The sequence below is a fragment of the Mesorhizobium shangrilense genome (assembly GCF_040537815.1).
Taxonomy (GTDB): Bacteria; Pseudomonadota; Alphaproteobacteria; order Rhizobiales; family Rhizobiaceae; genus Mesorhizobium; species Mesorhizobium shangrilense.
In genome coordinates this window covers 634,597-651,916 of record NZ_JBEWSZ010000002.1, presented here as the reverse complement: position 1 = coordinate 651,916, position 17,320 = coordinate 634,597, and the positions used below count along the sequence as shown (strand labels likewise).

The 17,320-nt window shown below is 63.5% G+C and carries 16 protein-coding genes; 7 read left to right on the top strand and 9 right to left on the bottom strand.

The features are described from left to right. Complete coding sequence (locus tag ABVQ20_RS27835; protein ID WP_354462864.1) at positions 1 to 654, top strand: dihydrofolate reductase family protein; 654 nt, start codon at positions 1 to 3, stop codon at positions 652 to 654. Between the two features lie 30 nt (positions 655 to 684). Here the strand turns inward: ABVQ20_RS27835 and ABVQ20_RS27830 are convergent, their stop codons facing one another. Next, complete coding sequence (locus tag ABVQ20_RS27830) at positions 685 to 1,551, bottom strand: LysR family transcriptional regulator (protein WP_354462863.1); 867 nt, start codon at positions 1,549 to 1,551, stop codon at positions 685 to 687. A 95-nt stretch (positions 1,552 to 1,646) separates the two neighbouring features. On the opposite strand from ABVQ20_RS27830, the gene ABVQ20_RS27825 reads away from it, so the two are divergent. Next, a complete protein-coding gene (locus tag ABVQ20_RS27825) occupies positions 1,647 to 2,246 on the top strand; it encodes a LysE family translocator (RefSeq protein WP_354462862.1) in 600 nt (199 codons plus the stop codon). A 390-nt stretch (positions 2,247 to 2,636) separates the two neighbouring features. Here ABVQ20_RS27825 and ABVQ20_RS27820 read toward each other — a convergent pair whose 3' ends face one another. Further along, a complete protein-coding gene (locus tag ABVQ20_RS27820) occupies positions 2,637 to 3,431 on the bottom strand; it encodes an SDR family NAD(P)-dependent oxidoreductase (protein WP_354462860.1) in 795 nt (264 codons plus the stop codon). A 219-nt stretch (positions 3,432 to 3,650) separates the two neighbouring features. On the opposite strand from ABVQ20_RS27820, the gene ABVQ20_RS27815 reads away from it, so the two are divergent. Continuing rightward, the gene (locus ABVQ20_RS27815) at positions 3,651 to 4,106 is read left to right on the top strand and encodes a MarR family winged helix-turn-helix transcriptional regulator (RefSeq protein WP_354462859.1); all 456 of its coding nucleotides are present in this window, start codon (positions 3,651 to 3,653) and stop codon (positions 4,104 to 4,106) included. 28 nt (positions 4,107 to 4,134) lie between these two features. Here the strand turns inward: ABVQ20_RS27815 and ABVQ20_RS27810 are convergent, their stop codons facing one another. Beyond that, complete coding sequence (locus tag ABVQ20_RS27810) at positions 4,135 to 5,313, bottom strand: MFS transporter (RefSeq protein ID WP_354462858.1); 1,179 nt, start codon at positions 5,311 to 5,313, stop codon at positions 4,135 to 4,137. Between the two features lie 219 nt (positions 5,314 to 5,532). On the opposite strand from ABVQ20_RS27810, the gene ABVQ20_RS27805 reads away from it, so the two are divergent. Continuing rightward, positions 5,533 to 5,889: an ArsR/SmtB family transcription factor gene (locus ABVQ20_RS27805; protein ID WP_354462856.1), complete on the top strand. Its 357-nt coding sequence runs from the start codon at positions 5,533 to 5,535 to the stop codon at positions 5,887 to 5,889. Between the two features lie 42 nt (positions 5,890 to 5,931). Here the strand turns inward: ABVQ20_RS27805 and ABVQ20_RS27800 are convergent, their stop codons facing one another. The 3 genes from ABVQ20_RS27800 to ABVQ20_RS27790 are packed head-to-tail and all read right to left on the bottom strand — an operon-like array spanning position 5,932 to position 9,277. Further along, on the bottom strand, positions 5,932 to 6,984 hold the full coding sequence (locus tag ABVQ20_RS27800) for an HlyD family secretion protein (protein ID WP_354462855.1): 1,053 nt from the start codon (positions 6,982 to 6,984) through the stop codon (positions 5,932 to 5,934). Positions 6,985 to 7,007: 23 nt separating this feature from the next. After that, positions 7,008 to 8,801, bottom strand: a complete 1,794-nt coding sequence (locus tag ABVQ20_RS27795; RefSeq protein ID WP_354462854.1) for an MFS transporter — start codon at positions 8,799 to 8,801, stop codon at positions 7,008 to 7,010. A gap of 2 nt (positions 8,802 to 8,803) precedes the next feature. Further along, complete coding sequence (locus ABVQ20_RS27790) at positions 8,804 to 9,277, bottom strand: MarR family winged helix-turn-helix transcriptional regulator (RefSeq protein ID WP_354462852.1); 474 nt, start codon at positions 9,275 to 9,277, stop codon at positions 8,804 to 8,806. Positions 9,278 to 9,425: 148 nt separating this feature from the next. Here ABVQ20_RS27790 and ABVQ20_RS27785 point away from each other — a divergent pair, with 148 nt between their 5' ends. The 3 genes from ABVQ20_RS27785 to carB all read left to right on the top strand — a co-directional run bounded on the left by ABVQ20_RS27785 (position 9,426) and on the right by carB (position 15,318). Beyond that, the gene (locus ABVQ20_RS27785; protein WP_354462851.1) at positions 9,426 to 10,184 is read left to right on the top strand and encodes a metallophosphoesterase family protein; all 759 of its coding nucleotides are present in this window, start codon (positions 9,426 to 9,428) and stop codon (positions 10,182 to 10,184) included. A 145-nt stretch (positions 10,185 to 10,329) separates the two neighbouring features. Then, the gene (locus ABVQ20_RS27780; RefSeq protein ID WP_354462850.1) at positions 10,330 to 11,559 is read left to right on the top strand and encodes an SH3 domain-containing protein; all 1,230 of its coding nucleotides are present in this window, start codon (positions 10,330 to 10,332) and stop codon (positions 11,557 to 11,559) included. 255 nt (positions 11,560 to 11,814) lie between these two features. Further along, the gene (gene carB / locus ABVQ20_RS27775) at positions 11,815 to 15,318 is read left to right on the top strand and encodes a carbamoyl-phosphate synthase large subunit (protein ID WP_354462849.1); all 3,504 of its coding nucleotides are present in this window, start codon (positions 11,815 to 11,817) and stop codon (positions 15,316 to 15,318) included. Between the two features lie 5 nt (positions 15,319 to 15,323). Here the strand turns inward: carB and ABVQ20_RS27770 are convergent, their stop codons facing one another. The 3 genes from ABVQ20_RS27770 to ABVQ20_RS27760 form a co-directional block, all read right to left on the bottom strand. Next, positions 15,324 to 15,914, bottom strand: coding sequence for a Swt1 family HEPN domain-containing protein (locus tag ABVQ20_RS27770; protein WP_354462848.1), 591 nt, complete (start codon positions 15,912 to 15,914; stop codon positions 15,324 to 15,326). Beyond that, positions 15,911 to 16,609 (bottom strand): DUF5343 domain-containing protein, encoded by a 699-nt coding sequence (locus ABVQ20_RS27765; RefSeq protein ID WP_354462847.1) that lies wholly within the window; start codon positions 16,607 to 16,609, stop codon positions 15,911 to 15,913. Before ABVQ20_RS27765 ends, ABVQ20_RS27770 begins: the two co-directional genes overlap by 4 nt. 242 nt (positions 16,610 to 16,851) lie before the next feature. Then, positions 16,852 to 17,244: a Rid family hydrolase gene (locus ABVQ20_RS27760; RefSeq protein ID WP_354462846.1), complete on the bottom strand. Its 393-nt coding sequence runs from the start codon at positions 17,242 to 17,244 to the stop codon at positions 16,852 to 16,854. Positions 17,245 to 17,320 lie beyond the last annotated feature (76 nt).

The window sequence follows — 17,320 nt, the reverse complement described above, 5'->3', positions numbered from 1 at the left end:
ATGAGAAAGATCATTGCCGCGACATTCGTCAGCCTCGACGGCGTCATGCAGGCGCCGGGCGGTCCGGAAGAGGATCCGGCCGGCGGTTTCAAGTTCGGCGGCTGGACGTTTCACTACTGGGACGACGCGATGGGCGCGTTCATGGGCGAGACGTTCTCGAAACCCTATGCGCTGCTGCTCGGCCGCAACACCTACGACATCTTCGCGGCGCATTGGCCGCACCAGAAGGACGACCCGATCGCCGAGAGCTTCAACGCCGTCACCAAATATGTGGCGACGCACCGGCCCGATTCACTGTCCTGGCAGAACAGCCAGTCGCTCGGGTTCGATGTCGTGGCGACACTGCGCAAGCTGAAAACAGAGGACGGCCCGGACCTGCTGCTCCAGGGGTCGAGCGAACTGATCCAGACCTTGCTCACCCACGATCTGATCGACGAGATCAGCCTGCTGATCTTCCCGCTGGTGCTGGGCAAGGGCAAGCGGCTGTTCGGTCAGGGAACAATGCCCGCCGCCTTCAAGCTCACCCGCTCGCAGGCGTCCAGCACCGGCGTCATCATGACGACGTATGAGCGCTCGGGCGAGATCAAGGTTGGGTCGTTTGCGCCGGAGACGCTGTCGGATGCGGAGGTCGAACGGCGGAAGAACTTGAAGTAGCTTTTCAGGACCTGGGTTCCGCAAGGCCGCTCAAGCCGCCTGGCGCGACCGCGCCAAGCCATCTCGAATATACCGCGCGAACTCCCGCGCCGCCGACCCGACGTCATGCCCCGGCAGATGCAGGTTGATCGCAAAATTCGGCAGGGCCGGCAGCGCCGGATCCGAGAGAATGTCGAGATCGCCAGGCACGGCCGAGGCCAGCCAGGTGGTGACGGCGAGGTCCGAACGCACCGTCGCCGTCGTCGCGTCGATATTGCCGTTCTCGAACACCGTGCGCCATTCCAGCCCGTGCTCGTTCAGCGCCATCAGCACCGCCGGGCGAAACGCGCAAGTATCCGCCACCATCGACACCGGCAGCGGCCGCTTGGCGCGCGCAACGCCACCCTTGGCGCCGACCCAGACCAGCCGGTCGATGGCCAGGCATTCGCCCTCCGTTGAGCCGACCCGCTCCTCGATCACGGCAAGGTCTATGGTGCCCGCCGCCAATGCCGCGGTCAGTTCCGGCGACGAGGCGCAGACCAGAGAAATCTCGACCTGAGGATAGGCATTGGCATAGGCCTTCAGCACCGGCGCCAGCACGGTGCCGACAAGGTCGTAGGGCACGCCGAGTCTCACCCGTCCGGCCACCACGGCGCCCGCCATCTCGGCCCAGATCTCGTCATTGAGGCCAAGCAGGCGCTTGGCCCTGCCGAACAGCTGCTCGCCGGCGCGCGTCAGCCTCAGGCCGCGCCGGTCGCGCTCGAACAGGCTGGAGCCGAGCGTCTCCTCCAGCCGCTTGACCTGCTGGCTGACCGCGCCCTGCGTCAGATGCAGCGCATTGGCAGCCGCCGTCATGCTGGCCTTGTCGGCGACCGCCACGAAGGTTCGGATCAGCGCCATGTCGAGATTTCGGATCATGGTTGCATTATAAACACTAATGCTAACCATCGCAAACATTGCATTTACGGATGTCAGCCCGGGTTTACCATGGGGCCTTCGACAAAGGGCCTCCCATGCTCCATCCCATCCTCCCGCTCATCTTGTTTGCCTTTGTGGCTACCGCCACACCCGGCATCGCCACGACCTTGTCCACCGCTTCGGGCGCGCAGTTCGGCTTTCGACGATCGGTCCCGCTGATGATTGGCAGCGCCGCAGGCCTCGCCACTGTGACCGGCGCGGCGGCCGCCGGGCTTGCCGGGCTGCTTCTGGCCATGCCGTCACTACAGCTCGCCATGAAGATCGCCGGCTCGCTCTATCTCCTGTGGCTAGCGCTCAAGATCGGCCGCGCCGGGCCACCCAATCTCGATGTGACGATGGCCAAGCCCAACAGTTTCTTCGGCGGCGCCGGCATCCAGTGGATGAACCCCAAGGGCTGGGCGATGGGACTGGGTGCTGCCGCCTCCTTCGCGGCACTCGCCGACGGGCCGGGGCAGCTGGCCCTGCTACTCGGCTCGACCTTCGGCCTCACCGCCGCCGTCTCGCTGTCCCTCTGGTGCGTCGCCGGCATGGTGCTGGCGCGGCTGCTCAAGACCGAATGGCAATGGCGCGCGCTCAACATCGTGCTGGCGTTGGTTCTGGCTGCGTCGATCATTCCGATGTGGCGGACGGTGTAGGGGCGCAGCCTTGCAGAACCTGGGTTCCTCGCCCCCGCCAAAGCGCTACGGCATGCACACATTTTCAAGCGGTTGGTCTTTGGCGATAGCGTGCGTGGCAGCTTGGCGCATGCATTGTCTTATGCTGCGCTGGTCGACCCCCACTCCGTCTCGGCTTCGCCGAGCCACCTCTCCCCCGATCGACGGGGTAGAGGAAAGGCGCCAAGCTTTTTACCGTCAACGCTCGTCCAGCAGCGCTCCCTTCCTTTCCCTCCGGAGGGGGAAAGGTGGCGCTGCGAAGCAGCGACGGATTGGGGGAATCACGTGGCAATCAAGCCTCGGGCCGATCAGTCACGCCAGTCACGGAAGATGTGTGCATAGCGTAGCGCCAGAGCGGGGACAGAGGTGGCTTCAAATCCCAAAGCGTGCCGCCGGCTTGTCTGCATGCAGGCTGCCGTAAAAAGCCTGCCGGGCGCCCAGGAAAGCATCCAGTTTGGCCGCGTCGGCGAGCGCTGGCACGGTGACGGCTTCACCCCTCGCCAGGCCGACAAGCGCGGCATCGACCATGTCGTCGGCGGTCATGATGATCTCCTTCGGCAGGTTGTCGATGTCGCTGCCGGCAAGCTCCCAGAAATCGGTCCGCGTCGCGCCCGGCAGCACCACCTGCACCTTCACCCGGGTATTCGCGACTTCACGTTGCAGCGCCTCCGTGAAGTTGACGACATAGGCCTTGGTGCCGCTGTAAATGCCGCCGAATGAGGTCTCATAGGCAAGCACCGACGCGATGTTGACGATGGCGCCACGGTTGCGCGCCAAAAGTCCGGGCAGCACGGCGCGGGTCAGCCGGGTCAAGGCGATGACATTGACCTTGATCATGCGCTCGGCCGCGTCGGCATCAGCCGTTGCCACCACCTGCTGGCCGCCAAGGCCGGCATTGTTGACCAAGAGCGTCACGCTGTCGTCCGAGGCGATCGCCTTCTCGACGCGGCGCACGTCGCTATCGTCAGACAGATCGGCGCTGATCACGCTGACCTTGCGGTTGTACGCATAGCGCAGCTTTTCGGCGAGTTCCTGCAGCCGGCCGGCGCGCCGCGCCACCAGCACGAGGTCATAGCCCTGCCCTGCCAATCGGTCCGCATAAACAGCACCGATGCCCGATGAAGCACCGGTGACGACCGCCGTGCCCTTGTTGCCCTGTTCACTCATTGTCCTGTTCCTTTTTCGACTGATGCGTTTCGCTTCGGCGTTGGCTGCCGGCATCCTGAGCTACCGCCCTCGCCTTGCAGCCAAGCCTACTGATTTCATTTGGTGGCATATGCCACTGTTGATGAAGTGGGCATATGCCACTATCTTTTCAATGATCGCATCAGAGATTATTTGTGAGGCCGCGGGGACGTTGCGTCGCCCACGTCCGAGGAAACCACCATGTCGAAGGACACACTGCCGGGCCTGACGGCCTGCAACTATGCCATGCTGCGGCGCGCGACGCGCAAGCTCGGCCAGTTCTATGATGACGTGCAGGCGCCGTCGGGCCTCAAGGCCACGCAGCAGGGCCTGCTCTACCAGATCCATATCGGCGACGAGCCGGCCATGTCAGCCATTGCCGCGGCCCTGGTCATGGACCTGTCGGCGCTTGGCCACACGCTGAAGCCTTTGATCCGCGACGGCTATGTCGAGACCTTCGCCGACCCGACCGACCGCCGCATCAAGCGGGTGCGGCTGACGCCGCAAGGCCTAGCCAAGCTCGAGGAAGCGATGAAGCTGTGGCACGTCGCTCAACAGCGTTTCGAGGACGTGGTGGGCAAGGAAAAGGCGGCAAGGTTGCGCGCGGTGCTCGATGATATCGCCGCGCTGGATTTCGACCTGCCGACCACGCCCTGAAGCGTCAGGCCGGCGTTACATACAGAGCCTATTCGGCAGGCATGGCGACGGGCCTGGCCAGCATCCGCCCGGCCAGCACGATGCCGAGCCCGATCAACGGGAAAGCGGCGGCGATCAGGCCAAGGTCGGCCGGTAGGCCGTAGCGCAGCACGCCACCGCCGACCACCGCGCCCAGCGCCACGCCGAGATAAAGCGCCGAGCCGTTGAGCGACAGCACGATGGGGGCCGCATCAGGTGCCAGCTTGATGATGCGGCTGGCTTGCGCCGGCGGGAACGCCCAGCCGACGATGCCCCACGGCACCATCATCGCCATCAGCGCCGGGCCGGCGATATGCTGCGGCAGGAATGTCGGGATGACCGACAGCATGACCAGCATGGTGGCGCTCAGCGCCAGCGACCAGCCGACCGTGCGGGTGGCGCCGAAACGGTCGGCTGCCTGGCCGCCGGCAATATTGCCGATGACCGCGCCGACGCCGAAGGCCAAGAGCATGCCGGGCAGTGCGATCTCGCTCAGCCCGCCGCCCTCGATGGCCAGCGGCGCGACATAGGCAAAGACGGTGAAGGCGCCGGTCAGCGCCAGCAATGTCGTGAAAAGGATCGGCATAACGCCCGGACGCATGGCGGCCGCCAGCCTGCGCTTCAGCGGCAGCTTGGTGCCGACGATGCCACGCGGCAGCCGGTACCAGAGGATAGCGCCAGCCAGCGCGCCAAGGCCAGCGATGGCATAGAAGGTGCCGCGCCAGCCGGCAAAGGCCGCGACCAGCGCCCCGATCGGCGCGCCGACGGCCACGGCCACCGTGGTGCCGCCGACCACGACGGCAATGGCGCGGGCGCGGTGATGATCATCGACGAGTGCCACGGCTGTGCCCTGCGCGGTCGCGGCGAACAGGCCGGATGACAGCGCCATGATGATGCGTGCGATCAACAGCACTTCGAAGGAAGAACTCATGGCGGCGACAACGTTGCCGACGACGAAGAACACCAGCGTCCACAGGATGACGCGGCGCCGGTCCCATTCGCCGGTCAGCGTCGCCAGGATGGGCGTACCCACGGCATAGGCGAGCGCAAAGGCGGTGATCAGCGTGCCGGCCAGAGGAATGGAGATGCCGGCATCCCTGGCGATGTCGGGCAGCAGGCTGGAGATGACGAAGCCTTCGGTCGAGATCGTGAACGATCCGAGCGCAAGCCAGAAGAGGCGCTTGTCCATTGCGGGTGTCCTTAGTTCAAAAGTTATTGAACAATTGGACATAGCAGGGCATGATGTCAATGAAGCCAGGGGAAAATAGCTGAACCCTCCTGACAGCCCTGTGTCAGCACGGGCGGTCGCCACGGTCGGTCGGCAATCACCAAACGGGAGAAACAGTGTGCACGCCCACAGCAGGACAGATGCGTTGAAATCGGCTCGAACTGTGCTTAGTTTCCAGGCATGACCTTGCCCCACCCCAATACGGACCAGATCAGCCTGCCGATCGTGCTTGGCGTGCTCGGCGACCCGACGCGGCTCGCCATCGTGCGCTATCTCGCCAGCAAGGAAGGCGTGCCGCTGAACTGCAGCCAGTTCCTCGATCTCGGCTCAAAGACCAATCTGAGCTATCACCTGGCCAAATTGCGCGAGGCCGGCGTCACCCGCGCCGAAGTGGTCGGTACAAACCGGATGATCACGCTGCGCCGCGCCGATCTCGACGCCCGCTTCCCGGGCCTGCTCGACAGCGTTATCGCGGCAGCCGGCGATGATCCGGCGCTGCCGGCGGTCGGCGGACACGACATCGAAATCCCTGCCTGAATTCCCGCCCCTCCGAAACCGCTGATGCCCTGACTAATATGGCTACAGCCTGCTCGGCGCGGCATCCGTGTCGACGCTGACGATCACCGACATGCCGGGAGCCAGCATCGCAGCGAGGTCCTGGCCTTCGTCGATCTCGATGCGCACGGGGATGCGCTGCGCCACCTTGGTGAAATTGCCGCTCGAATTGTCGGCCTTGATGACGGCGAATTCCGATCCGGCCGCCGGCGAGAACCGTGTGATGTGGCCGCGTATCTCGGCGCGGTTCAGCGCATCGACGCGGAAGCTGGCAGGCTGGCCGACCTTGAGCAGCGCGACCTGCGTCTCCTTGAAATTGGCGATCACCCATTTGCGCTCCGGCACCAGGCTGGTGAGTTGCGAACCGGCCGTGACGTAGGCGCCGAACGAGGCGCCGACGGTGCCCAGCGTGCCGTCTTCCGGCGCCACGATACGCGTGTTCGCCAAGTCGATCTCGGCCAACCGCACCGCAGCCTGTGCCTGGTCGACATCGGCATGCAGGGATTGGCGGCTGACCAGCGTCTGGGCAAGCGCTTGCCTGGCGACTTCGAGCCTGGCATCGGCCTCGCGCATGGCGGCATCCGACTGGCTGACGGCATTGCGCACCACGTCGACATCGCTTTGCGTCGAAAATCCCTTGGCGATCAGTTGCTCGCCGCGCCTGAGATTGGCGCGCGCCAGATCATCGGCCGCCTTGGCGCTGGCGATGCCGGCCTCGGCCAGCGTGATCTGCGCGCGGCTGGCCGCCTCGGCCTGGTCGGAGGCCGACAGCGCCGCACTCTTGCTGGCCAACGTGGCGCGCGCCTGCTCCAGTTTCTGGGCATAGGGCTTGTCGTCGATGCGCACGATCAGATCGCCCTTCTTCACATCGGCATAATCGGTCACCGGCACCTCAGCCACATAGCCGGCCACCTGCGGACTGAGCATGGTGACGTTGCCGCGCACATAGGCATTGTCGGTCTGCTCGATGCTGCTCTCGAAGGGCGGCAGCTGCCACGCATAGAGGACGACCAGCACGCCGACGATGCCGGCGGCAAGGGCAAGATAGGTGGAGAAGGATTTGAGGATCTTGGACATCTGACTTTACACCGAATTTCTGGTCACGCCGCCACTGCTGCGGAACGCAGGAGAGTGCCGAGCTGGCGCCATGCCATCCGCAGCACGAGCACCGCGACGGCGAAGGCCGAGGCGATGGCGATCAAGAGGAACACGTCGCCATAGGCGCGCGCATAGGCTTCCTGCGTCGCCTGCTGGGCGAGCAGCGCGACGCCTTCCGCCTGGCGCAGCACCGGATCGGTCAGCACATGCGAATAGGCGCCACCGAGCTGCGAAATTCGCTGGGCGACCGCCGGATTGGTCATCGCCAGATGCTCGACGATACCAGCCGAATGGAATTTTTCGCGCAGGATGACGAGCGTGCCGAAGATCGCCGAGCCGATCAGGCCGCCAATGCTCTGCGTGAACAGGAAGACGACGACGAAGCTCAGCATGTAGTTCATGCCCTTCTTCAGCGCGTTGACGAAACCCATCGCCAGGGCCGGCGCCAGGAACAGGGAGCTCGCCACCGCGATCAGCGCCTGGCTGACATACATCTGCTCGGGCCGCGTCTGGCTGGTCAGCCGCGAATCCATGAAGGCGCCGATCGCCATCAGGCAGAGCGCGACGACATGGATCGCCGGCTCCCGCCCCGGCTTCAGCACCGCCGCGCAGGCAACGCCGCCGGCGATGGTGGCGCAGAGGATGATCGCATAGAGCGTCGTCTGCTGGTCGTTGAGCAGGCCGGCCTGCTGGAAGAAGCCGCTGATGCCACTCGACTGCTCGGTCATCAACACGCGGAACATCAGCAGCACGCCGGCGAAATGCAGGATCTCCGGCGACGACAGCCACTTGATGTCGAGCAGCGGATATTTTCGGTTGAGCTCGATCACCGCCACAGTGACGAGGCAGACGATGGAGGCAACCAGCAGCCAGCCCAGCCACGGGGCCTCCAGCCACCAATAGTAGCGGCCGACCGACAGCACGATGGCCAGCGTGCCGAAGCCGACGGCGAGGAAGAGGTAGCTGACGACATCCATGAAGCCGAGCACCTTGACCTTGGGCGGTGAGGTCAGCGGCAGCGTGTAGATCAACGCCAGGCTGATCAGCGCCAGGCCGACTTCCAGCAGATAGATCGGCTGCCAGCCGCCGAGATCGAGCAGGGCCGGCGAGATCAGCCGGGCGATCGGCGAGCCCAGCCCGATATTGATCATGGCCATCGGCATGCCGATGGTCATCTTCCGTTCCGGCGGGAAACATTCGAGGATATAGAGGAGGCTCAGCGTCGACATCGGTGCCGCCGCAACGCCAGCGAAGAAGCGGGCGACGATCGCCGTGCCGAGGTCGTGGGTGAACAGGTGCAGCCCGTTGACGACGATGAAGATGACGATGGCGAGCTCGGCGAATTGCCTCAGGCCATACTGCGCCCGGATCTTCACCAGCAGCAGCGACAGGCTGACATTGGGCGCCATATAGGCTGCCGTCAGCCACACCGCCTCGTTGGTGGTGGCGGAGAATTCACCGGACACCTGGAGAAGGTTGGCATTGACGAAATTCAGCCCCAGACCATAGGTGATGGCGATCATCACCGAGGTCGCGGCATAACAGAGCGCCACGAACGGATGCCGGGGCACATAGGGCGCCGGTGCCGGCAGCGAGGCCGGCGGTTCAACCGGTGTCTGCCAGGGGCGGCGCCTGCGCTGGCGGGTTGGTTGGAGGGGCTCGCCCGCTTCCGCCACATCGGCCTTCGGCTCTTCAACAATAACCGGCGCATCGCGATTGTCGTTGTCGCCCGTTGCGCGTTTGGCGGCGCGACGACGCCGCACCGCCTCGGGATCGGATGTGTCGAAGGTTGACACCGCTATTTTCCAATCACCGGCTCGAGTTCGGCGAAACGGCCGGCCGCGCTCTCGATGTTGACAGCCATCTTGCGCAGGCTGCCGTGCGCCGACCGAAGCTCGTGCTTGGGGATGCCCGCCAGCACTTCCCTGCCGACCTGCGCAGCCACGAGTTCGACGACATCAGCCAGCGCCTCGCCTTCCCTGGTCAGCACGACCTGCTTGGCGCGGCGGTCGCCCTCGACCTCGTGCCGCTCGATCAGGCCTTGTGTCTCCAGCCCGTCGATGATGCGCACCAGCGTTGCCGTCTCGATCTCGAGTTCGTCGGCGAGTTCCTTTTGATTGGCCGCCTCGCAACGCGCGATGCGCAACAGCGTGCGGGCCCGCGCCAGCGTCAGCCCGCGCTCGCGCACCCTGGCGTCGAACAGGGTGCGGATCTTGCGGCTGACACGCGCGGTCTCCTCGAGGATCTCAAATCTCTGTGTGGCAGTGGTCATCGGTAGCAACATAATAGATAGCATACTAACTAATTGTATCCTATCTATACCCACCCTCGACAAATCTCAAGGCCTTGCTACGAAAGAAGGGGGCAACGTCGGCCATTTCGCGGTTCGAGGCTCAGCCACTCAAGACAAGGAGCCTTCCATGCGCATTGCCGTTCTCGCTGATATCCACGGCAATGTACTGGCGCTGGAAGCCGTGCTGCGCGACCTGAAGCAGCGCGGCGGCACCGACCTCACCGTCAATCTCGGCGACAGCGTCTCCGGCCCGCTCTGGCCACGCGAGACGTTTGCGCGTCTGGAAGCGCTCGCCCTGCCGACGGTGCGTGGCAACCACGACCGCCGTGTCGCCGCCGACCCGGCCGACGACGAGATGTGGCCTTCCGACCGCTACGCGCAGGAGCGGCTGACAGAGGCGCAGCGCGAAGCCCTGTTCGCCCAGCCGCTGACGCTGGAGATCGCGCCTGGCGTCATCGCCTTCCACGCCCGTCCCGAGCACGATGAGAAATACCTGACCGACGCGGTGGTCGATGGCCATCTGGTACGCGCGCCCATCGCCACCATCCAGCGGCGGCTTGGAAATCTCGACCCTATTTACCGCATCGTGCTGTGCGGCCACAGCCATCGCAGCGAATTGATCCGCTTGCCCGGCGGTCCCGTCATCTTCAATCCGGGCAGCATCGGCTGCCCGGCCTATGACGATTCAACGCCACCGGCGCATGTGTCCGAACAGGGTTCGCCCCATGCACGCTACGGTATCGTTACACTGGGCGAAGCGGGCAATCCCGACCGTTTCGAGACGGTTGCCGTCGACTACGACCATGAGGCGGCGGCGCGCCAGGCCGAGCAGGCGGGACGGCCGGAATGGGCCTATGCGCTGCGCACCGGCTTCATGCCCCGTTGAACCGCGACAGGACTCCCGGTCTCCGGCAAAGCATTTTCGGGGTGACATGTCGCCGCTTCGTCCCTTATAAACCCGCCGTGGCATGCGGTGGCGCCTTGGTGCCTGAGCGCGCCTTCGATGAAAATCTATCGCCCACGGCCAGGTGATGAGGCGCACAGTTACGCTCCGAACGACGTTGCACGCGCTGCTTGCCGCCCCGGTGTTGTTCACGGCGCTGCCGGCCATCGCCGAGGAATCGCCGCTCGTCATCTCGATTGTCAGCGGTCTTGCGCCTGACGATATGCTGAATGTCCGCGCCACGGCATCACCGATCGGCAGGCTTCAGGCGCGGCTGCCCAATGGTTCCAGCGTGAAGAACCTCGGCTGCAACGATGTCAACGGCCATCAATGGTGCAAGGTCGAGGACGTCGACAATCCCAAGGTGGGCGGCTGGGCCCCTGCCCGCTACCTGATCCCGACCAATCCCGCACCTGTCGCCGATGCCACGCCTCTGACGGATCCTGTCGTGGCGCCGGCGGTCGCCACCGACAAGCCCGCCGAGCCCGCCACCAGCGCGTCGCAAACCGTTGCAACGGCCAGCGCGGCTCCGTCGACCGGGCCCGCGAGCCCCTTGGCCGAAGCCACGCCGCCGCCTGCTTCGCAACAGCCCCCGCCTGCCCCGCCGCCCGATCTGGCGGCGCGGCTGGGCAGCGCCGACCACGCGGCGGAAACCGCTGTGAATTCCGCCGCCGCGATCGGCCGCGCCGCCATGCAGGATGCCTACGGCCTGGCCTTCGCGGCGAAGGACAATCACGCGGCCGCCGAGGTCCCGCCGGACCAGACCGGGCAGGCGCCGAGCCCGGCCCAGGCAGCCGACGGCCAGGCATCCGACGCCCCGGCAGCCAACGCACCAGCAGCCGATGCGACGCCCGCCGTGACGGCAGCGAACGACCCCACCGACGATGCCGCAGCCCCTGTCACGTCAGCAATTCCGGTTCCGACACCACGTCCTGAACTGGCAGGCGCGGCGCCGGCGACAAACCCGAAAACCGTGGACCCGCAGTCCATCGACCCGCAAACCGTCGCGCGTGTCGAACCGCCGACGGCGCTGGCGCGCGCTCCCGATGCCACCGGCGAGATTCCTTGTGCCCGCTATGTCGGCCAGCCGATGACGCGCTGCGAGGTCAGCGTCGTGCGCAATGGCGGCGACAAGGCCGACGTCACCGTGACCTGGCCGGATGGCGGCACGCGCGTCATCTCCTTCTACGCCGGCATGCCCGCCGGCTCGAACGCGCGCAGCGATTTCCGCTTCACCCGCGAAGGCAGCCTGAGCATGATCCGCGTCGGCGTCTCCGAGCGCTTCGAGATCACGGACACGCTGGCGTTCGGGGATTGAGGGTTAAGGGGAATAAGGCAGTAGGGCAGTAAGGCAGTATGTGAAGGGCCGGGAGTGACCATCCCTACTGCCCTACTGCCCTACTGCCCTACTGCCCTACTGCCCTACTGCCTAATCCCTCATTTTCGGGGTTACATCCGCCAAAACTCTTCCCTATAAGGCCCACCTAGCCTGATACCAGAATCGCGAGCACAACCGGCCGGGTCTTCCCGTCCCGGTTTTTTGTGCAAGCCGCCCGCCAAACGGAACTTCGCCATGCCAAGACGCACTGACATCAAGTCGATCCTGATCATCGGGGCCGGCCCCATCGTCATCGGCCAGGCCTGCGAGTTCGACTATTCCGGCACTCAGGCCTGCAAGGCGCTGAAGGAAGAGGGTTTCCGCGTCATCCTGGTCAATTCCAACCCGGCCACCATCATGACCGACCCGGAACTGGCAGACGCCACCTATATCGAGCCGATCACGCCTGAGGTCGTCGCCAAGATCATCGCCAAGGAACGGCCCGACGCGCTGCTGCCGACGATGGGCGGCCAGACCGCGCTCAACACCGCTTTGTCGCTGCGCCGCATGGGCGTGCTCGACCGCTACAATGTCGAGATGATCGGCGCCGACGCCACGGCCATCGACAAGGCCGAGGACCGCGCGCTGTTTCGCGAGGCGATGCACAAGATCGGGCTCGAAACGCCGAAGTCGACGCTGGCCAACGCCACCGACGTCAAGAACACCGACCGCAAGATGCACGAGGCCGAGCGCGCCGCCGTCAAGGCCGAAGCTCCCGCTGATCTCGACGCGGCGCTCGACGCGCTGGAAACCCGCTGGAACCTCGGCGAAGGCGACCGCAAGCAGCGCTACATCAGCCACGGCATGGCGATCGCCGCCCAGGCGCTCGACCATGTCGGCCTGCCCGCCATCATCCGCCCGTCCTTCACCATGGGCGGCACCGGCGGCGGCATCGCCTACAACCGCGCCGAATTCTACGAGATCGTCCAGTCCGGCCTCGACGCCTCGCCGACCACCGAAGTGCTGATCGAGGAGAGCGTACTCGGCTGGAAGGAGTATGAGATGGAGGTCGTCCGCGACAAGGCGGACAATTGCATCATCGTCTGCTCGATCGAGAACATCGACCCGATGGGCGTGCACACCGGCGATTCCATCACTGTCGCGCCGGCGCTGACGCTGACCGACAAGGAATACCAGATGATGCGCAACGCCTCGATCGCGGTGCTCAGGGAGATCGGCGTCGAGACCGGCGGCTCCAACGTGCAGTTCGCCGTCAACCCGGCCGATGGCCGTCTCGTCGTCATCGAGATGAACCCGCGCGTCTCGCGCTCGTCGGCCTTGGCTTCGAAGGCAACCGGTTTCCCGATCGCCAAGATCGCCGCGAAGCTCGCCGTCGGCTACACGCTGGACGAGCTGGAGAACGACATCACCGGCGGCGCCACGCCCGCCTCCTTCGAGCCGTCGATCGATTACGTGGTGACGAAGATCCCGCGTTTCGCCTTCGAAAAGTTCCCCGGCGCCGAGCCGGTTCTGACCACCGCGATGAAGTCGGTCGGCGAAGTCATGGCCATCGGCCGCACGTTCCAGGAATCGCTGCAGAAGGCGCTGCGTGGACTGGAGACCGGCCTGACGGGATTGGACGAGATCGAGATCCCCGGCCTCGGCTACGGCGCCGCCACCGCCAACCACGCCGATGACCGCAATGCCATCCGCGCAGCACTCGGCACGCCGACGCCGGACCGGCTGCGCATGGTGGCGCAGGCGATCCGCATGGGCACCTCGCTGGAAGACGTGCACGCCATGTGCAAGATCGACCCGTGGTTCCTCGAACAGATCGCCGGCATCGTCGCCATGGAAGCCCGCATCCGCGAGCACGGCATCCCCGCAGATGCCGTCAACCTGCGCATGCTGAAGGCGATGGGTTTTTCGGACGCCCGCCTCGCGTCGCTGACGAAGACCGACGCCGACGTGATTGCGAAAATCCGCGACAAGCTCGACGTTCATCCGGTCTTCAAGCGCATCGACACTTGCGCCGCCGAATTCGCCTCGCCCACCGCCTATATGTACTCGACCTATGAAGTGCCGTTCGCCGGCGCGCTGGCCGACGAGGCGCAGGTGTCATCGCGGAAAAAGGTCGTCATCCTCGGCGGCGGCCCCAACCGCATCGGCCAGGGCATCGAGTTCGACTATTGCTGCTGCCACGCCGCCTTCGCGCTACGCGACGCCGGCTATGAAGCGATCATGATCAACTGCAATCCGGAGACGGTCTCGACCGACTACGACACCTCCGACCGGCTCTATTTCGAGTCGCTGACGGCGGAAGACGTGCTGGAGATCCTGCGCGTCGAACAGACATCGGGCGAACTGGTCGGCGTCATCGTCCAGTTCGGCGGCCAGACGCCGCTGAAGCTCGCCGACGCGCTGGAGAAGGCCGGCATTCCGATCCTCGGCACCTCGCCCGACATGATCGATCTCGCCGAAGACCGCGACCGCTTCCAGAAGCTCTTGCACAAGCTCGGCCTCAGCCAGCCGAAGAACGGCATCGCCTATTCGGTCGAGCAGGCCCGCCTCGTCGCCGGCGAGCTCGGCTTCCCGCTGGTGGTGCGCCCCTCCTACGTGCTGGGCGGCCGCGCCATGCAGATCATCCACAGTGAAGGCATGCTGCAATCCTATCTGCTCGACACCGTTCCTGGCCTGGTGCCGGAGGACATCAAGCAAAAGTATCCCAACGACAAGACCGGCCAGATCAACACGCTGCTGGGCAAGAACCCGCTGCTGTTCGACACCTATCTGTCGGGCGCCATCGAGGTCGATGTCGACTGCCTCTGCGACGGCAAGGACACCTTCGTCTCCGGCATCCTGGAGCATATCGAAGAGGCCGGCATCCATTCGGGTGACAGTGCCTGCTCGCTCCCCGTTCACTCGCTGCCTTCGGAACTGGTCGACGAGTTGGAGCGCCAGACGGCGGCCCTTGCCCGCGCGCTCAATGTCGGCGGGTTGATGAACGTGCAGTACGCGATCAAGGACGGCACGGTCTATGTGCTGGAGGTCAACCCGCGCGCGTCGCGCACCGTGCCCTTCGTCGCCAAGACCATCGGGCGTCCCATCGCCAAGATCGCCGCCCGCATCATGGCCGGCGAGAAGCTGGAAGACGCCTTCGCCCATTACGGCCCGCTGCCCGATGCCCGCAACCCCGGCCACATCGCGGTCAAGGAAGCGGTGTTCCCCTTCGCCCGCTTCCCCGGCGTCGACATATTGCTCGGGCCGGAAATGCGCTCGACCGGCGAGGTCATGGGCCTCGACCGCGACTTCGCGCTGGCCTTCGCCAAGAGCCAGCTGGGCGCCGGCGTCGACCTGCCGCGTTCCGGCACGCTGTTCGTCTCGGTGCGCGACGAGGACAAGGCCGGCATCCTGCCGGCGGTGAAGCGCCTCGCCGGCCTCGGCTTCAAGGTGCTGGCCACCTCCGGCACGCAACGCTTCCTCGCCGAAAACGGCGTCGACGCCCAGAAGATCAACAAGGTGCTGGAAGGCCGTCCTCACATCGAAGACGCCATCCGCAACCGCCAGGTGCAGATCGTGTTCAACACGACTGATGGCCAGAAAGCGGTATCGGACTCCAAGTCGCTCCGCCGCGCCACGCTGATGCAGAAGGTGCCGTATTACACGACGCTGTCGGGCGCGGCGGCGGTGGCGGAAGCGATTGCTGCGCTGAAGGCGGGGAGCCTGGAAGTCAGGCCGTTGCAGGAGTATTTTGCTTGAGGGGGCTATCGCGGACCCGCCATCACGCGGAACCAATCCTTGATTGTCAGGTGGAGACGATCAACTTCGTCTTCGGCCAGAAAACCGCAATGGGCGATCGTGCCGCGTAGAACATTAAGCTGATGCAGAACTCTTGATAGAGCCGGTTGATTGCTCATAATGCCTGCGAAATTTGTCCAATTTTTTCTGATTATGTCGCCAAGCTGGCCAAAAGTCGTATAGTCTATCTCTCGCTCAGATCGGATAGAAAGAGCCAGTTCGAGCTCCCTCTTACGATTCTTCTCAACTTCATCCTTTACTGCTTGATCAACACAAACATCCCACCACGATCGCCCATGGCTCTCTTCCAAAGTTTCGTGGATTATTCTTCGAATGTCATTTTCTATTAGATAGAATAATTCATAGTACGATGCCATTTTTCGAGCACCTGAGCGGCTATCCTCGGAAAATTGAGACACATACTCGTCATATCCGCTATCAGAAACAGAAGAGTCCCACCCCGCAATGGGATTGTCGATTCGGCCAAATTTTTCCACGTCCGCCTGAATAACGGCACATTTTAAGACGAAAAGCTCTAATCTCTGAAGGTCGATCATTTGATTAAATTTTCTCTAATACTCCTAAATATCGTATTATATATTTCTATATTTGTAGTTGCCGGAAGCACCAAATTAATATGATATGAAATACCATTAAGACTCAATAAAGGACTTCCGCTGCGATCCTGCGTAGGCGTCGCTGTATCGGACCCATTCGCTCCCGTCGTCGGAACAGGCTTCACTTCTTCTGCGCCTTGCGCATACTCTTGGAACGCGCTGAACGTACCGTATATATATCCAACAATTCTATCGGTGCGTGTCAGGCCGGTGATACTGACAATTGTATCCACGATCTTATCTCGATCGGCCTTATGAGCATATTGATTTCGTTTAAAAATCTCGGCGAAACCTGTCTTCAACGCGTGAAGCGCGGCTGACGCTTTGCCACCACTCGTTTGAAACTCAGAGTAATAATTCGTGGGCGTTCCATCGCTCGTCAGAAATCCGACTCTCTTTAGGATAGGTATCACCGGTATTGAACTCCCCCCGGTGATTTCAAAAACAGTATTTAGAAAATCCTTGTTGAATTTTGGTGGTCGTTCACTGACTGGTATTTTCTGAAGGGCTCTTTTCAAAACGCCCACACTCGTAGTGTAAGGCATATTTCCTGCTATCTCTCGATTAGGTTGAGATTTCTTTTCTTCTTTTCCAGCCAGTGCGTCTGCACCAGACCTCGCTTCTTTTTCTGCCATTGAGCCCTCCCTCTGCCTGCGCAGACTATAATTTGCCGACCATCACATGCAATCCTTCACTAAGATATTTATCTTCTCCTATCCCCGGAAGCATTGCGAGCCGCATAATCGGCATTCCGATCTGGCACTACGCTCGTGACAGCACATCTGAGCCCTTGATGGCAGGCCTTATTTCTTGCGACACCTATCACCCGCAGCCTTCGGTGGCACCTTGTCCTTTTAGGGGAAAGGTACAGCCCAGATCACGCCACCGCCACGCACTCGATCTCGATATCAAACTCCATCGGCCAAGACGCCACCGGTACAAAGCTCCGCGCTGGCGGATTCACGCTGAAGTACCGCGCATAAACCCTGTTGATGGCGTTGTAGAAGCCGGAATTGACGGCGTAGATGCGCACCATCACCACGTTTTCCAGCGAGGTGCCCGCCGCTTCCAGGCAGTGCTTCAGCGCCTTCAGCGACGCCTCGGTCTGAACCTCGATGTCGCCGCGCACCATCTCGCCGGTCACCATGTCCACCGGCGGCGTCGCCGAGATGAACACGAAGCCGTTGGCCTTCACCGCTGTCGAACACGGCAGGCCGAGCGCCCGCACCTTGGCCGACATCACCGGCACCTCGATGACTTCTTTTTTCATGGCAAGACTCCCTTGGGTTTCAGGGAGCTTATAGCGCCACCGGCCGAACGCCAGCGCTGACGCATGGTCCAGCCAG

Excerpts from the sequence above, each read along its gene's own strand:
- ABVQ20_RS27835 (WP_354462864.1), top strand. The coding sequence starts at position 1 with ATGAGAAAGATCATTGCCGCGACATTCGTCAGCCTCGACGGCGTCATG.
- ABVQ20_RS27830 (WP_354462863.1), bottom strand. The coding sequence starts at position 1,551 with ATGATCCGAAATCTCGACATGGCGCTGATCCGAACCTTCGTGGCGGTC.
- ABVQ20_RS27825 (WP_354462862.1), top strand. The coding sequence starts at position 1,647 with ATGCTCCATCCCATCCTCCCGCTCATCTTGTTTGCCTTTGTGGCTACC.
- ABVQ20_RS27820 (WP_354462860.1), bottom strand. The coding sequence starts at position 3,431 with ATGAGTGAACAGGGCAACAAGGGCACGGCGGTCGTCACCGGTGCTTCA.
- ABVQ20_RS27815 (WP_354462859.1), top strand. The coding sequence starts at position 3,651 with ATGTCGAAGGACACACTGCCGGGCCTGACGGCCTGCAACTATGCCATG.
- ABVQ20_RS27810 (WP_354462858.1), bottom strand. The coding sequence starts at position 5,313 with ATGGACAAGCGCCTCTTCTGGCTTGCGCTCGGATCGTTCACGATCTCG.
- ABVQ20_RS27805 (WP_354462856.1), top strand. The coding sequence starts at position 5,533 with ATGACCTTGCCCCACCCCAATACGGACCAGATCAGCCTGCCGATCGTG.
- ABVQ20_RS27800 (WP_354462855.1), bottom strand. The coding sequence starts at position 6,984 with ATGTCCAAGATCCTCAAATCCTTCTCCACCTATCTTGCCCTTGCCGCC.
- ABVQ20_RS27790 (WP_354462852.1), bottom strand. The coding sequence starts at position 9,277 with ATGACCACTGCCACACAGAGATTTGAGATCCTCGAGGAGACCGCGCGT.
- ABVQ20_RS27785 (WP_354462851.1), top strand. The coding sequence starts at position 9,426 with ATGCGCATTGCCGTTCTCGCTGATATCCACGGCAATGTACTGGCGCTG.
- ABVQ20_RS27780 (WP_354462850.1), top strand. The coding sequence starts at position 10,330 with ATGAGGCGCACAGTTACGCTCCGAACGACGTTGCACGCGCTGCTTGCC.
- carB (WP_354462849.1), top strand. The coding sequence starts at position 11,815 with ATGCCAAGACGCACTGACATCAAGTCGATCCTGATCATCGGGGCCGGC.
- ABVQ20_RS27770 (WP_354462848.1), bottom strand. The coding sequence starts at position 15,914 with ATGATCGACCTTCAGAGATTAGAGCTTTTCGTCTTAAAATGTGCCGTT.
- ABVQ20_RS27765 (WP_354462847.1), bottom strand. The coding sequence starts at position 16,609 with ATGGCAGAAAAAGAAGCGAGGTCTGGTGCAGACGCACTGGCTGGAAAA.
- ABVQ20_RS27760 (WP_354462846.1), bottom strand. The coding sequence starts at position 17,244 with ATGAAAAAAGAAGTCATCGAGGTGCCGGTGATGTCGGCCAAGGTGCGG.